The sequence below is a fragment of the Amycolatopsis alkalitolerans genome, assembly GCF_006152065.1.
GTDB lineage: Bacteria > Actinomycetota > Actinomycetes > Mycobacteriales > Pseudonocardiaceae > Amycolatopsis_E > Amycolatopsis_E alkalitolerans.
On sequence record NZ_VDFW01000019.1, the window covers coordinates 114,758 to 129,400 of the forward strand.

The 14,643-nt window shown below is 70.1% G+C and carries 17 protein-coding genes and 1 pseudogene; 3 read left to right on the top strand and 15 right to left on the bottom strand.

Translation table 11 applies throughout. The features are described from left to right. Positions 1-125 precede the first annotated feature (125 nt). From FG385_RS21450 to FG385_RS21485, 8 genes are read right to left on the bottom strand one after another with little or no spacing between them, the layout of a single operon-like run. Positions 126-1,049, bottom strand: coding sequence for an SDR family NAD(P)-dependent oxidoreductase (locus FG385_RS21450; RefSeq protein WP_139098550.1), 924 nt, complete (start codon positions 1,047-1,049; stop codon positions 126-128). A gap of 8 nt (positions 1,050-1,057) precedes the next feature. Continuing rightward, positions 1,058-2,032 (bottom strand): ABC transporter ATP-binding protein, encoded by a 975-nt coding sequence (locus FG385_RS21455; protein ID WP_139098551.1) that lies wholly within the window; start codon positions 2,030-2,032, stop codon positions 1,058-1,060. Beyond that, positions 2,029-3,057: an ABC transporter ATP-binding protein gene (locus FG385_RS21460; RefSeq protein WP_139098552.1), complete on the bottom strand. Its 1,029-nt coding sequence runs from the start codon at positions 3,055-3,057 to the stop codon at positions 2,029-2,031. The genes FG385_RS21455 and FG385_RS21460 overlap by 4 nt, the downstream gene beginning before the upstream one ends. Next, positions 3,054-3,926, bottom strand: coding sequence for an ABC transporter permease (locus tag FG385_RS21465; protein ID WP_139098553.1), 873 nt, complete (start codon positions 3,924-3,926; stop codon positions 3,054-3,056). The genes FG385_RS21460 and FG385_RS21465 overlap by 4 nt, the downstream gene beginning before the upstream one ends. Continuing rightward, complete coding sequence (locus FG385_RS21470; RefSeq protein ID WP_139098554.1) at positions 3,913-4,923, bottom strand: ABC transporter permease; 1,011 nt, start codon at positions 4,921-4,923, stop codon at positions 3,913-3,915. The genes FG385_RS21465 and FG385_RS21470 overlap by 14 nt, the downstream gene beginning before the upstream one ends. Further along, positions 4,920-6,512 carry an ABC transporter substrate-binding protein gene (locus FG385_RS21475; protein WP_139098555.1) on the bottom strand — a complete coding sequence of 531 codons (1,593 nt, stop codon included), beginning with the start codon at positions 6,510-6,512 and terminating at the stop codon, positions 4,920-4,922. Before FG385_RS21475 ends, FG385_RS21470 begins: the two co-directional genes overlap by 4 nt. A 45-nt stretch (positions 6,513-6,557) precedes the next feature. Continuing rightward, positions 6,558-7,676 carry an NDMA-dependent alcohol dehydrogenase gene (locus FG385_RS21480; protein ID WP_139098556.1) on the bottom strand — a complete coding sequence of 373 codons (1,119 nt, stop codon included), beginning with the start codon at positions 7,674-7,676 and terminating at the stop codon, positions 6,558-6,560. Between the two features lie 10 nt (positions 7,677-7,686). After that, complete coding sequence (locus tag FG385_RS21485) at positions 7,687-8,793, bottom strand: NDMA-dependent alcohol dehydrogenase (RefSeq protein WP_139098557.1); 1,107 nt, start codon at positions 8,791-8,793, stop codon at positions 7,687-7,689. A gap of 195 nt (positions 8,794-8,988) precedes the next feature. On the opposite strand from FG385_RS21485, the gene FG385_RS21490 reads away from it, so the two are divergent. Continuing rightward, entirely contained in the window at positions 8,989-9,300 is a 312-nt protein-coding gene (locus FG385_RS21490; protein ID WP_139098558.1) for a hypothetical protein, read from the top strand. Between the two features lie 8 nt (positions 9,301-9,308). Here the strand turns inward: FG385_RS21490 and FG385_RS21495 are convergent, their stop codons facing one another. Then, complete coding sequence (locus FG385_RS21495) at positions 9,309-9,635, bottom strand: ArsR/SmtB family transcription factor (RefSeq protein WP_139098559.1); 327 nt, start codon at positions 9,633-9,635, stop codon at positions 9,309-9,311. A 172-nt stretch (positions 9,636-9,807) separates the two neighbouring features. On the opposite strand from FG385_RS21495, the gene FG385_RS21500 reads away from it, so the two are divergent. Further along, complete coding sequence (locus FG385_RS21500) at positions 9,808-10,557, top strand: sigma 54 modulation/S30EA ribosomal C-terminal domain-containing protein (protein WP_235022712.1); 750 nt, start codon at positions 9,808-9,810, stop codon at positions 10,555-10,557. Next, on the top strand, positions 10,554-10,961 hold the full coding sequence (locus FG385_RS21505; RefSeq protein ID WP_139098561.1) for a pyridoxamine 5'-phosphate oxidase family protein: 408 nt from the start codon (positions 10,554-10,556) through the stop codon (positions 10,959-10,961). Before FG385_RS21500 ends, FG385_RS21505 begins: the two co-directional genes overlap by 4 nt. A gap of 9 nt (positions 10,962-10,970) precedes the next feature. Here FG385_RS21505 and FG385_RS21510 read toward each other — a convergent pair whose 3' ends face one another. The 6 genes and pseudogenes from FG385_RS21510 to FG385_RS34020 all read right to left on the bottom strand — a co-directional run. Continuing rightward, entirely contained in the window at positions 10,971-11,402 is a 432-nt protein-coding gene (locus FG385_RS21510; RefSeq protein WP_200834580.1) for a hypothetical protein, read from the bottom strand. Then, positions 11,402-11,701 carry a YbaB/EbfC family nucleoid-associated protein gene (locus FG385_RS21515; protein WP_139098562.1) on the bottom strand — a complete coding sequence of 100 codons (300 nt, stop codon included), beginning with the start codon at positions 11,699-11,701 and terminating at the stop codon, positions 11,402-11,404. The genes FG385_RS21510 and FG385_RS21515 overlap by 1 nt, the downstream gene beginning before the upstream one ends. Then, positions 11,698-12,774 carry a CHAP domain-containing protein gene (locus tag FG385_RS21520; RefSeq protein ID WP_139098563.1) on the bottom strand — a complete coding sequence of 359 codons (1,077 nt, stop codon included), beginning with the start codon at positions 12,772-12,774 and terminating at the stop codon, positions 11,698-11,700. The genes FG385_RS21515 and FG385_RS21520 overlap by 4 nt, the downstream gene beginning before the upstream one ends. 16 nt (positions 12,775-12,790) lie before the next feature. Further along, positions 12,791-13,561 carry a transglycosylase SLT domain-containing protein gene (locus FG385_RS21525; protein WP_139098564.1) on the bottom strand — a complete coding sequence of 257 codons (771 nt, stop codon included), beginning with the start codon at positions 13,559-13,561 and terminating at the stop codon, positions 12,791-12,793. A 75-nt stretch (positions 13,562-13,636) separates the two neighbouring features. Next, positions 13,637-14,416, bottom strand: coding sequence for an ESX secretion-associated protein EspG (locus FG385_RS21530; RefSeq protein WP_139098565.1), 780 nt, complete (start codon positions 14,414-14,416; stop codon positions 13,637-13,639). 10 nt (positions 14,417-14,426) lie between these two features. After that, positions 14,427-14,643 (bottom strand): annotated as a pseudogene (locus FG385_RS34020) (WXG100 family type VII secretion target); the annotation flags it as partial.

Here is a 14,643-nt window from a genome sequence, read left to right on the forward strand (position 1 = left end):
CCACGTCAGTGAATTGGCCCGCCACGTCGGTGAATTGGCCCGCCACGTCAGCCGTTCGGCGCGCACGGCCAACTCGGCGACACCCACGGCCAACTCGGCGACGCGCACGGCCAACTCGGCGGGGACTAGTGGGTGGGGTGGGGGACTTGTTCCAGGGGGATGACGGGGAGGGGGCCGGCCAGGTCGGCGGGGGCCGCGGGGGCGTAGGCGAAGTTCTTCGCGCGGGCGCCGCCGTCCACCACGAAGTCGCAGCCGGTGATCAGCCGGGCGTAGTCCGAGCACATCCACGCGACGCAGTGCCCGATGTCGGTCGGGGTACCCGTCGTCCCCATCGGCACGAGCGGCATCCGGTCGCCGCTCCAGCGCGCGGGCCGGCGCCACGGCTCGTCACCGGTGGGGCCGCCGAGACCGCCCGAGCGCGGGCGATCCAGCACCCCGCCCGGGCCCTGTTCCGCGATCAGGTCCGGGTTGTCCGGGGTCGGCGCCGTGGGCGTGAAGCTGTTGACCCGGATCCCGTACGGCGCCAGATCCATCGCCGCCGCACGGACGAAGTTGTTGACCCCGCCCTTGTGGAACGCGTACGCGATCACCCCCGCGGTGCCCGACCAGCCGTTGGACGAGGAGATCGCGACGATCGACCCGCGGATCCCGCGCTCGGCCATGTGCCGGCCGGCGTGCTTGGTGTTGAGGAAGTTCCCCATCGCCGCGACCTGGACGGCGCGCGAGAAGAACTCCGCGCTCTCATCGAGCACCCCGCGCCCGCCGAGCACGGCGGCGTTGTTGACCAGGATGTCGATCTGCCCGAAGGTGTCGATCACTTTGTCCAGATAGGACAGTACCTGCCGCTCGTCGGTCACGTCACCGGGGATCGCGATCGCGGTGCCACCGTTGCGCTCGACGCGCTCCACCGACCTCTGCGCGGCCTCGGCGTCGAGATCGTTGCACGCGACCTTCGCCCCGTACCGGGCCAGCGCGAGCGAGATGCCGCTGCCGATGTTGGGCCCGGCCCCGGTGACGACGGCGACCTTGCCTTCGAGCGAGATTTCCATGTTGTCCCTTACTGTTCCGGTGTCATCGGGAAGTGGCAGGCGACACTGTGGCCGGGCGCGAGCTCACGCAGCGCCGGGGACTCCGTGGCGCACCGGTCCTGGGCGAACGGGCAGCGCGTGCGGAACCGGCAGCCGCTCGGCGGTGAGATCGGCGAAGGCGGCTCGCCCTTGAGCCCCACCGGCTGCGTGGCGTGGCGGGCGCCCGGGTCGAGCTTCGGGATCGACGACAGCAGCGCGACCGTGTACGGATGCATCGGCGCGCGGTAGAGCGAATCCGCCGGCCCGATCTCGCACAGCTGCCCGAGGTGCATCACCGCGACCCGGTCGCTGACCTGCTTGACCAGCGCCAGATCGTGCGAGATGAACAGGTAGGACAGGCTCAGCTCGCGACGCAGCCGCTCGAACAGGTTCAGCACCTGCGCCTGGATCAGCACGTCCAAAGAGGACACCGCTTCGTCGCAGACCACCAGCGCCGGGTCGAGCGCGATCGCCCGCGCGATCGCGACCCGCTGGCACTGCCCGCCGGACAGCTCGTGCGGGCGCCGGCGCGCGTAGGTGTCCGGGTTGAGCCCGACCAGGTCCAGCAGCTCCCGCACCCGCGCGTCGCGGTTCGGGGCGCGATAGCCGACCAGCGGCTCCTCGACGATCTCCGACACCCGCCACCGCGGGTTGAGCGAACCGTAGGGATCCTGGAAGACCATCTGCATCTGCCGCCGCGCCTGGGTGAGCGCGCGGCTGCGCCGGTTCATCAGGTCCTCGCCCTGGAAGACCACCTCACCCGACTTCGGCCGGGGCGCCTGGAGAATCGACCGGGCCAAAGTGGACTTTCCGGAACCGGTCTCCCCCACCACACCAAGGGTTTCCCCGGCCTCGAGATCGAAGGACACATCGGACACGGCGTGCACGACGCCACCCTTGGTCCCGCCGCGGCCGCGCGCGGTGAACTCCTGGACGACGTTGCGGACACTGAGCAGCGGAGTCATGCGGTCTCCTCGCAGGGATGCCAGCAGGCCCACCAGTGTGCGGGTTCGTGCTCGGCGAACGGCGGGAGCTTCGTATGGCATTCGTCCGTCGCCCGCGAGCACCGGGGGGCGAACGGGCAGCCGGGCGGGAGCCGCGTGAGATCCGGCGGCTGTCCCGGGGTGACCGGCAGCTCCGCGTGCGGCTCACGTTCCAGCCGCGGGATCGCGCCCAGCAGCGCCTCGGTGTAGGGCATCCGGACGCGCGCGAACAGCTTGCTCGCCGGCGCGTACTCGACCGCGCGGCCCGCGTACATCACCACCACGTCGTCGGCGTAGCTCGCGGCCAGCCCCAGGTCGTGGCTGATCAGCACGATCGCGGTGCCGAGCCGTTCCTGCAGTTCGGCGAGCAGTTCCATGATCTGCGCCTGCGTGGTCACGTCGAGCGCCGTGGTCGCCTCGTCGGCGATCAGCAGCTTCGGCTCCCCCGCGAGCGCGATCGCGATCATCACGCGCTGGCGCATCCCGCCGGAAAGCTGGTGCGGGTACTCGTGGAAGCGGCGTTCCGGGGCGGGTAGCCGCACGAGCTGCAGCAGTTCGACCGCGCGGTCGTGCGCGGCCTTGCGGTCGACCTTCCGGTGTGCCCGCACGGCTTCGGTGATCTGCGCGCCGATCCGCATCGTCGGGTTGAGCGAGCGCGCCGGGTCCTGGAACACCATCGCGATGTCGGCACCCCGGATCCGGCGCATCTGCCGGTCCGACCGCCCGACCAGCTCCATCCCGCCGAACCGGGCCGAGCCGCTGACCTTCGCGGTCGGCGGCAGCAGGCCCATCAGCGCGCGGGAACTGACGCTCTTGCCCGAGCCCGACTCACCGATGACGGCGAGCGTCCGGCCGGCCGCGAGCCGGTAGGACAGCCCGTTGACGGCGTTCACTCGGCGGCCCCGTCCGGTGAACCGCACCCGGAGGTCCTCGACCTCCAGCAACGGCTCTCCCGGCTCGTTCCGGACGGACACGGCGGCGGCCTGCGCGGCTTCTTCGACACTCATCGGCCACTCCAGCGGGAGCGCAGGGTCTCACCCAGCAGGTTGAACCCCAGCACGGTCAGGAAGAGCGCGAGGCACGGCCAGACCACGAGCATCGGCGTCGCCGACAGGCTCTGCTGTCCCTGCGCGATCATGTTGCCCCAGCTCGGGGCCGGCGGCGGGATACCGAGTCCGAGGAAGCTCAGCGCACCCTCGATGACGATCACGATGCCCATGCCCAGCATCGAGAAGGTGATCAGCTGCGGCAGGATGTTCGGCGCGATGTGCCGGAACAGCATCCGCCACGTCCGGGTGCCGCACAGGTCCGCGGCGACCATGAACGGCTGCTCCCGCAGCCGCAGCGTCGCCGCCCGCGAGATCCGCGCGAACGCCGGGACGGAGAAGAACGTGAGGGCGAAGATCGTGTTGAGCTGGCTCGGCCCGAGGCTCTGGGCGACCGCGAGGGTCAGCACGAGCGACGGGAACGCGATCAGCACGTCGAGAATGCGCATGATCACGGTGTCGAGCACGCCACCCGCGTACGCGCTCACCGCGCCGAGCGTGCCGCCGACGAGCAGGCCCATCAGGTTCACCGAGACGCCGACGGTCAGCGACGAGCGCCCACCGTAGAGCAGCCGCGACCACACGTCGTTGCCGTTCGGGTCGGTGCCCAGCAGGTGCCCTGGCGAGAACGTGGGCAGGCTCGACGAGAGCACGTCGCCGCCGGTCGGATCCGGTACCGCGCCGAACAGCGGCCAGATGAAGCAGGCGCCGATCACGAGCACCAGCAGCACGATCGGGACGATGAGCTCGAGGTGACGCAGCCAGCCCCGGCCGAGCCCGCTGTCCTCGGACAGCAGGACGCCGGAGGCGCCGGCCTCAACTATTGCCATAGCGGATCCTCGGGTCGAGTACGGCGTACAGCAGGTCGGCTATCAGGTTGGCGAGCACCGCGACGATCGCGAAGACCACGACGCACGCCTGCACGACCGTGTAGTCGCGGGTGTTGATGCCCTGCAGCAGCAACTGGCCGACCCCGGGCAGCGCGAAGATCTGCTCGATGATCACGGTCGCGCCGATGAGCGTGCCCAGGTTGAGTCCCACCACGGTGATCAGCCCGAACGAGGAGTTGCGGAACGCGTGCCGCAGCAGCACCTGCCACGGCCCGATCCCCTTCGCCCGTGCGGTCGTGATGTAGTCCTCGCCCTGCAACTGGTCCACCAGGTCGCCGCGCAGGAACCGGGTGTAGAAGCAGAACAGCGGGAACGCGATCGCGACCGCCGGCAGGAACAGCGACCGCAGGTTCTCCCCCAGTCCCTGGCCGACCGGGACGAACCCGATCGCCGGGAACACCGTCAGCTGCACCGCGAACAGCAGCACCAGCAGCAGCGCGAACACGTAGTTCGCGACCGAGAGCCCGGTGATGCTGATGAACATGCTGACCCGGTCGATGAGCTTGTTGGGCCGGTAGGCGGCCAGCAGCGCGACCGGGATCGCGAGCCCGAGGGAGATCACGAACGCCAGGCCGACCAGCTCACCGCTGACCGCGAGCCGCGAGCCGAGCTCCCCGGTCACCGGCTGCCCGCTGACCAGCGAGTTGCCGAGGTCGCCGTGGATCGCGCCACCCAGCCAGTGCAGGTAGCGCTGCACCGCGGGCTGGTCGAGCCCCATCTGGTGGTTGAGCGCGGCGATCTGCTGCGGCGTCGCCTCGGGGCCGAGCAGCAACTGGGCCGCGTTGCCCGGGATCAGGCTCAGCACGAGGAAGGTCAGGATGCTGACGCCGAGCACGATCGGGATCGCCATCAGCAGCCGCCGTACGACCAGCCGCAGGCTCGGTGAGCGCAGCACGTGGGCGAGCGTGCCCGGCGCACGGGCTTCGACCGCGGTCATGAGCTCCTCCAGACGCTGTCCCAGTGGATGCCGTTGTTGACCACCAGCGGAGGGATCTTGGTGGTGAGGCCGGGCCCGTACACGCCGGGGGCGGCGAGGTTCCCGCGTGGGCCGGCGAGCAGGAACGGGGCGTAGGCCTTGTCGCTCATCAGCTTCCCGGCCTGCTGATAGAGCGCGTCCCGCCGCGCCGGATCGGTGACCGCCTCCGCCTGGTTGAGCAGCGAGTCCAGCTGCGGATCGTCGACGCCGCTGAACGGCCGCCCGGACAGGAACCGGAAGCCGACCCCGGTGCCGGCCGCGGGATCCCACGCGCCGGAGGTCGCCAGCTGGATCTGCCACTTGCCCGAGTTGTACTGCTGGATCTGCGCGTTGAGCTCGTCGCTGTGCATGGTCACGTGGATGCCGGCGGCCTCCCACTGGCTCTTCAGTGCCGTGATCACCTGCTCCGCGACGTAGCTCTTGAGCGTGCCCAGATCCACCGACAGCCCGCCCAGCTGACTCACCAGCGCCTTGGCCTTCGCGAGGTCGAAGGTGCGGTAGCCGGGCACCGTCGGGTGGTAGAACAGGCCGCCCGGGGCGGTGAACGTCTGCGAGGCCGGGGAGAGATCCCTGAACAGGCCCTTGCGGATCGCCTCGACGTCGGTCGCGTAGTAGATCGCCTCGCGCGCCCGCTGGTCGTTCAACGGCGGGATTTTCGTGTTGAACTGGATCACGTAGGGCGAGTTGGCCGGCTGGAGCGTCAGCGTGACCCGCTTGTCGTTCTCCGCCTGCTGGATCAGCGGCGTGGTCACCATGCCCTCGTAGGCCTGCGCCTGCCCGGCCTGCACCGCCTGGTACGCGGCCTGGTCGCCGCCGATCGACTTGAAGATCAGCTTGTCGAGATAGGGCCGGCCCTGGTGGTAGTAGCTCTCGTTCCTGGTCAGCCGCAGTTCCGAGCTGAGCACGTCGTTCTCGACCTTGAACGGGCCCGCCCCGACCGGCGTGACCTTGAACCTGTCCGGGCCGAGCTGCCGCAATGCGGTGGGCGAGGCGATCCAGTTCGCGTTCGACACGAGCATCGCGTTGATGACGGGCGCGTAGGGCCGGGTGAACTTCAGGACGACCGTGTTGCCCTCGGTGCTGATGCCGTCCGGGGCCAGCGGCCATTTCGGCGCGCAGGTGCAGGTGGACTTGACGTCGCGGGTGAAGTTGAAGGCCACGGCCTCCGCGTCGAACGGGGTGCCGTCGCTGAACTTCACCCCGTCCCGGATCGTGATCCGCACCGTCTTGGCGTCGGGGCTGACGTCGTACCCGCCGGCCAGGTCCGGCTCGACGTGCGCGTTCGAGCCGTCGTCGTTGGCCGACAACCGGAACAGCCCGCCGAAGATGGCGGTCATCAGGCTGAGGTTGGCCGCGCCGGTGGTGTTGGTCGCCGGGTCCAGGCCGCTCGGCCACACGCCCGCGAAGCTCGACAGCTCGAGCACGGTGAGCGTGCCGCCCCGTTTCGGCGGTCCGGCCGGCGTGGTGCTCGCCGCCTGACCGCCGCCGCAGGCGGCCACCAGGAAGGTGACCGCCGCGAGGGCTAAGAGCTGGTGGATCCTGATTCTCAACGGGGACTCCCGCTTCGTCGCGCAGTAGCCGTGGACAGGGAACCGCTAGTGTTCGTGGACGATGACGCCGCGGATGTTCTTGCCGTCGAGCATGTCCTGGTAGCCCTCGTTGACCTCGTCGAGCCGGTACTTGCGGGTGACCAGCTCGTCGAGCTTCAGGTCACCGGCTCGGTACAGGTCGAGCAGGCGGGGCACGTCGTAGAGCGGGTTGCTGTCGCCGAACAGCGCGCCCCGGATCTGCCGCTGGTAGCCGATGAGCATGCCGCCGGGGAAGTGGATCGGGTGCTCGCCGAGCTTGCCGACCGCGGTGATGGTGACCTTGCCGGTCTTGCCGGTGATCTGCACCGCGGAGTTCACGATCTCCTCGGTGAGCACGCCCGGGGTGCAGATCGCGTGATCGGCCAGCTGCCCCCACGTGGTCTGGACCACGAAGTCGTGCGCCTCCTTGGCGTCGGCGAACGTGTGCGTCGCGCCGAACACCTTCGCCATGTCCCGCTTGAACTCCACCGGATCCACCACGACCACGTTCTTCGCGCCCGCGTACCGCGCGCCCTGCACCGCGTTACTGCCCACACCGCCCGCGCCGTAGATCACCACGGTCTCCCCGGCGCGCACACCGGCGGCGTGCACGGCGGAGCCCCAGCCGGTCGGCACGCCGCAGCCGACGAGCGAGGCGATCTCGAACGGGATGTCGTCGGCGAGCGGGATGCAGGCCCATTCCGAAACCACGGCATACTGCGAAAACGTGCCGAGCGTGCAGAACCCGCCGAGGTCTTCGCCGTCGAGATGGAAGCGGAAGGTGCCGTCGAGGAACATGCCGGTCCCGGCGTTGAGCCCCTTCTCGCACATGTTCTGGTGCCCCGTCACGCACGGGCGGCAGGCGCCGCACGCGGGGATGTAGGAGCAGACGATCCGGTCGCCGGGCTTGACCCGCCGCACGTGCGGCCCGACGGACTCGACGATCCCGGCGCCCTCGTGCCCGCCGACGACGGGCATCCGCACGGGGGCGTCGCCGCGCGTGATGTGGTCGTCGGAGTGGCACATCCCGGCCGCGGCGAACTTGACCCGGACTTCGTGGTCCTTCGGCTCGTCGAGCAGCAGGTCGACGATCTCCCACGGAGTGTGCGCCTTGCGCGTGATGGCGGCGCGCGTCGTGATCGGCATGGCGGACCCCTTAGTGTTCGTGGACGATGACGCCGCGGATGTTCTTGCCGTCGAGCATGTCCTGGTAGCCCTCGTTGACCTGCTCGAGCGTGTACCGCTTGGTGATCAGCTCGTCGAGCTTCAGATCGCCGGAGCGGTAGAGGCCCAGCAGGCGCGGGATGTCGTAGATCGGGTTGCAGGCACCGAAAACCGCGCCCTGGACGCGCCGCTGGTAACCGATGAGCATGCCGCCGGGGAAGTCGAGCTGGCCGGGGCCGACCGCGGTGATGGTGACCTTTCCGGACTTGCCGACGACGTTGACCGCGGAGGCGATCACCTCGTCGCTCAGGACGCCGACGGTGATCAGCGCGTGGTCGGCGAGCTGCCCCCACGTGGTCTCGACGACGAACTCGTGCGCCTCCTCGGCGCCGGCGAACGTGTGCGTCGCGCCGAACACCTTCGCCATGTCCCGCTTGAACTCCACCGGATCCACCACGACCACGTTCTTCGCACCCGCATACCGCGCACCCTGCACCGCGTTGCTACCCACACCGCCCGCGCCGTAGACGACCACGGTCTCCCCCGGCCGCACGCCACCCGCGTAGACGGCGGTCCCCCAGCCGGTCGGCACGCCACAGCTGACGAGCGAGGCGACGTCGAACGGGATGTCGTCGGGGATCTTGACGCAGGAGAACTCGTGCAGCACGGCGCGCTGGGAAAACGTGCCCAGCACGCACAGCCCGCCGTAGTCCTCGCCGCCCGAGTGGAAGCGGAACGTCCCGTCGGGGAACTCCCCGGTGGAGGCGTTCTTGCCCTCGTCGCACATGTTCTGGTGACCGGTCGAGCAGTACCGGCATTTCCCGCAGGCCGGGATGAACGCGCACACCACGTGGTCGCCGACGGCCACGCGCGTCACGTCCTCGCCCACGGCCTCCACCACCCCGGCGCCTTCGTGCCCGCCGACCACGGGGAACCGCATCCGCGCGTCGCCCTTCTGGATGTGGTCGTCGGAGTGGCACAGGCCCGCGGCATGGAACCGGACCCGGACCTCGTCGGCCTTCGGTTCGTCGAGCTCGAGATCGACGATCTCCCAGGGGCTCCGGGGTTCCCGGCAGATCGCGGCACGCGTGGTGATCATCTGGCTCCCCGTTCTTCGGCAGTGGCTCCACTCTTCCGCCGCCGCCCGCGTGGCAGCCAGAGCCATTCCATCGGGCGAAAGATCCGCTGTTAAGACGCGGTTGCGGGCCGATGACCTTACGCGCGGGGAACCGATATATTACGAGCAGGCGAACGAACGGCGAATCAACGGTTTCGCCAGAGGCGAGGTGCGTGCGTGGAGGGCGAACGGGCGGCGGACGCGCCGAGATCGGTCGCGGAGCTGGGTGGAGATCCCGCCTGGCAGGTCACGGCCGGGGCGACGGGCCAGTGGATCACCGCCGAGGTGACCGTCACCCACCCTGAGCGCACCTGGCGGATCGGCCTGACCCCTGGCCCGGACGGGGTGACGGCGCTGATCCTGTGGGCCGACGGCGCCGTCGTCGACCACGCCCGCGGGGCCGAGCCGGCGATGGTCGCGCGGGCGCACCATTGGCGGGTCAATCTCGCCGCGCGCCGCCCGTGGCACGAGGCGGCACGCCCGGGCTGACGGCGGATTCACTGGGAGCGCAGGCCCTCGAGCAACTCCATCTGGTCAGACAGCACCCCGGTGAGGATCTTGCGAGCGACGGCGAGCAGTTCCGTGAGATCGGGGCTGGTCAGCGAGTAGTACACGCTGGACCCCTCCTTGCGCGTGGTCACCAGGCCGGCGCGGCGCAGGACCGCCAGCTGCTGTGACAGGTTCGCCGGCTCGACACCGACCTCCGGTAGCATCTCGGCCACCGCGTGCTCTCGCACCGACAGCAGCTCCAGGACCCGGATCCGCGCGGGATGGCCCAGCGTCTTGAAGAACTCCGCCTTCAACTGGTACAGCGGCGCGCTCACAAACGCTCCTCCCGTGATGACGACCCGCCGCCGGAGAACCGAAGGAGCGAGGTCATGAGCTGAAGTGACCTTGTGCCCTTGCCTGCCGGTCCGCCAATTTACCAGTATCACCTGCGTGGATCAAGACTTTCGAAATTCTGCAAGTCCTCGCTCCGGTGGGCCGGAGATCGCCGTGCAGGCAACGGGTGAGGTGCTCGACGGTGCGCGCGAGTATGTGCAGCGGCAGCTGGCGGCGTTCGCACGCCGGGTCTCGGGCGACGTCGACGCGATGCGGGTGCGGCTGACGACGTTCCGCCAGACCAGCGCGGCACGGCCGGCGCTCGCCCAGGCCAACCTGGTCGTGGACGGCCGGCCCGTCCGGGCGCAGGCGGCCGCGCCCTTCTTCCGTGAAGCGGCCACGCTGCTGCGCGCCCGCCTGGGCGGCCACTTGGCCCGGCTGGCTCGCCCCGCCGAGCCCCGGTCCTGGCCGGATGCCCGCCATGCCCACAACCGGCCGCCCGCCGTGGCGCTCCCGGCGGCGCGGCGCAAGATCGTGCGCCGCAAGCAATACCCGCTCGCACGCTCCCATCCCGATGAGGCGGCGCTGGCGATGGACGTCATGGACTACGACTTCCACCTCTTCGTCGATGCCGACACCGGTCAGGACAGCCTCGTCTACCGCGTCGGCCCGACCGGGTACCGCCTCGCCCGGCTGCGCGGCCTGCGGCCACCCACCGCGCCGGCGTCGATCCCGTGGACGATCAACGTCCATGGCGTGCCCCGGTTGTCCCCCGACGAAGCAGCCGAACGCGTGGAGACGACCGAACTCCCCTACCGGTTCTTCGAGCACTCCGCGACCGGGCGAGGCAGCGTGCTCTACCGCCGCTACGACGGCCACTACGGCCTGCTCACCGCCGCCGGCCCGGCACCGGAAACCACATGACCGGCGCCCGCCTCACCGAACTCGGCCGCGACGAAGCCCTGAAGCTGCTCGGCAGCGTCGAGCTCGGACGGATCGTGTTCACCGAACACGCGCTGCCGGCCATCCGCCCCGTCAACCACATCGTCGACGACGAGGACGTCATCATCCGCAGCCACACCGGAGCCGCGCTGACCTCCAGTGTGGACACGGTCGTCGCCTACGAAGCCGATGACATCGACCCCCGGACGCACACCGGTTGGAGCGTGATCATCACCGGTATCGCGCGCAAGGTCACCGACGAGGCCGCGATCGCCCGCTACGAGCGCGCGCTGCAGCCCTGGGTCGACCGCTCCATGGACCAGGTGCTGCGCATCCACGCCGAGTTCGTCACCGGGTTCACGCTCACCGGCGGGCCGCGTGGCTGATCACGGCGGTTAGACCGGGCTCAGCACGAAACCGTCGGAGTCGCCATCGTCCGAAGAGGACGGACGACGACTGGGGCGCCCGGGTTCCGCCGGGCGTTCCGCGGGCTCGCGGTCGTCGAGGCCGAGTGCCTCCTCGACGGCGGCCGCGACCTGAGGGACGCAACCTGCCGTGACGGCCCGCATGCCTTCCCGCAGCGCGCTCGTCCCGGCTTCGGCGCTCAGCCGGGAGATCTCCGCGGCCAGGCCTTCCGGCCCCAGCGCCAGCGCCTGCCCGCCGATGTCCAGCCCGACCAGCATGCCCTGCACGTCCACCGTCGCCGTGACGCCCTCGCCCCGCGCGGTGGCCCGGATCCCGGCCATCCCCTCGGCCAGCCCCAGCCGCTCGGGGATCTCCTCGGCGATCTCGATCAGTTCGTCGATACTGCGCTCGTCCTCGTCCATCAGACCCGCCAGTGCTCCGGAGTAGTGGCTTCGGCAACCTCGGTCAGCGACTCCTCCTGCGTCAGCCCCAGGCGGGTCAGCTCGTCCTGGCTGAGCCCGCCGAGCACGCCGGCCATCGCATGCTTGGCGCGCTGGTTGGCCTGCGCCGCCGCCTCGCCCACCAGCGCCAGGATCGTCCGCGCCAGCGCGGGACCCCCGTGCTCCAGCGCCTCGGCGGTCAGTTCCACTGCGCGCAGCGCACCGCCGGGCAGGACCTCGACCGAGATCCCGTCCCGCCGGGCGCTTCCGGTGATCGTCACTTCGGGTGCACCCCTCCGTAGAACCGGTGCGCGTCGCGGGGCAGCGTGTAGGTGTGGCGCATCACCTGGTCGCTCGAGTTGCCCTCGATCGTGGTGATCTTGTTGCCGTCGACCTTCTCGATGATGCCGATATGCTCGCTGCCGCTCCAGCTTGGCCCGGTGCCGAACAGGATCGTGTCGCCGGGCCGTGCCTGCTTGGCGATGGCTCCGCGGTCGTAGGCGAGGTGGTGGCGCTCGCCCCATTTGTAGACGTCACCGGTGAAGCCGTACTTCGGGATGTTCACCCCGGCCTCGCGCCACATCGACGTGGCGAAATAGGAGCACCAGGGCTGCCCGGTGGGCCCCCATTTGTTGCGGTTGTTGGGACCCTCGTGATAGCCGAGGTTCTTCCGCGCGTGCGCCAGGATCTCGTCGACCTTCTTCGAGTGGTGGCTCGGTTTCGTCGTGCCCTTGTGGTGCTTGGGGTGGCCGTGCTCCTTGCCCGGCACCGGTTTGTGGTGCGCCTGGCCCGGGTCGGCGACGCCGTCGTGGTTCAGCTCCTTTTCCAGCGCCCGGAGTTTGCGTGCCGCGTCCTCCATCTCGTCACGCGCGCCCTTGAGCTGGCCCGTGGACTCCTTCAGGTACTGCCCGGCCAGATCGGTGACCTCCCCGAGCGCCTTGAGCAGCACGCCCGGCACCGCGAGACCCGCCATCGCGTAACCCGCCTTGAGGAAACCTTCGGCCTTCGTGACGAACTCGTCGATCAGCACGCCCGTCGTGCCGTGCCGGGCGGACAGCGCCTGGGTGACCTCGGAGACGATCTTCGCGCCCCGGACGCTCGCCTCCGCGGTGGTCGTGAGGTCGTCGCCCAGCTTCGCCGACTCGCCCTCGAAACCGGTCGCGGCCTTGCTGTCCCAGTGGTTCAGCAACGACTGCGCGGCCTTCCGCTGGGCGTCGTGCTGCTCCATGATGGCCTTCGCGGCCGACTCGAGCGCGGTCTGCGCGGCCTGCGCCTCACCGGCCTTGCCTTCGAGCTTTCCCTGATGCGTCTTCATCTCGCCGGCGAACAGCGTGGCGATCTGCGCGATGTCCATCGTGTTCCTCCCCCGTTCAGCCCAGGACGCCCTTGGCGTCGAACTTCTTCAGCTCCAGCCCGGTGTCCTCTTCATGACCCTGGTAGGTCTTCGCCGCCTGCGAAATCTGCGAGCCGAGCCCCTGCGCGGTCTTCCCGGTGGCGGCCACCTGCCGTTCCAGCGACCGGCTGAAATCACCGAGCGCGTCGGCGAACCCGGTCTCCTCGCCGACCTTGCCGAAACTGTCCTTCGCGATCCCGGTCACCGCGTGCACCGTGCGCGAGCCGACCGAACGCAGTTCCCCGGCCACGTGCCCGGCCTTCTTGGTGTAGGTGTGGAACTGGCCCGGGTCCACGCGGTATCCGTCGTGCCCGTTGCCCTTGTGATGGCCCTTGTCGTGCGAGGACCCTTTGTGGTGGGTGGCCTTGCCGTGGTGCTTGGCGACGTCCTCGGCCGCCTTCTTGGCCGCGGCCAGATGTTTCTTGTACGCGCCGTTGGTGTAGGTCGACCACGGCTCGAAACTCTTGCCGTGGCTCGAAATCGCGTACGCGGCCTTCGCGTTTTCGTCGGCGTTGAACAGTTCCTTGTTCGAATCGAGGTGGAACTGCTCGCGCCGGGCGGGGCCGAGCGAGCCGAGCATGTTGACCTGCCACAGGCCGTAGGAGTTGTCCGGCGGCGTGCCGTTGTGCGCGTGGGCGTTCCCCCCGGACTCGGCCATCGCCACCGCCACCGCCGTGGTCAGCGCGTGCCCCCGGAAGCCCGCCTTGTAGGCATGCTGCGCGATCTGCTCGGCGCTGAGCGTGCTCATTTCGCCCCCTTCAGTTCATGGTCTGCTTCACGCGAATCGGACGGCGGAGCTGTCCCGTCAGTTCCGCCGTACGCCTCATCCGGATGTGACGCGATCGGCGAGCTCGCCGATGCGACCCGCCATCCACGCTCCGTTCGCGGGCGCGATCGTCACCCACCGGCCGCCCGCCACGTCGTCCACGGTGGCCCCGTACCGGCCGGCCTCCGTGTCGTACCAGGACACGATCGGGGACCGGCCGCGCGGCCCGTTGACCGCCAGCTGCCCCGAGGCGGTACGAGGGGTGCCGACGATCGTCGACAGCGCCCGCACCGCGCGACCCGTGATGCCGGCCTGCGACAGCGCCCGCTCGAAACCGGTGTAGCCGCCTTCGGCGTAGGCCCGCATCGCCGCCGAAAACGCCTCGCGTGGCAGGCGAACAGCGGCGCCAGGCCCCGGCGCGGCATCTCCGATCACCGCGGCCACCAGGTCCCCGATCTCGTCAGGCCGGCACGGCCGCAACGCCAGCTCGCCCTCGTCGAGCACCGCGAGCACCCCCTGGCGGCGGCCGGCCGCGGCGAGCATCCGCAGCGGCGCCTCACCGAACAGCACCGCGTCCACCGAAAGCTCCGGGCGGGCCAGCAAAACAAGCATCTCCCCGAGGCGGGAGTCCACGTCCTCGTGCTCGTCGATCAGCCGCGCCTGAGATAGCGTCTCGAAGACCCGCGCGCCCAGTTCATCGCGCTCGGCCATGGTGAACCCGTGCGAAGGCACCTCGAGGGGATACGGGTGGGGGCCGAGATCCAGGTCCTCCCACAACAGGTCGTACTCCAGGTGGGACAGTACGACCCCGGCCACCGCGGTCAGCTCACGGGCCACGGTTCCTCCCTCACTCGCCCAGCACGGGCGGATACGCCGGCGGCAGATCGTCGAGCAGGTCCAGACCGCTGCCGTCGGTGTAGCGGTTGCGGTGCTCGTTGTCGCCGCCCTGCTGCCCCGCACCCGCACCGCCCAGCGCGCCTGGGAAGAACCCGCCGGCGCCGCCCGCGCCACGCGTTGCCGCCGCGCCCGCGGCAGCCGCGGCGGCCCGCCCGGCACCAGCCGCG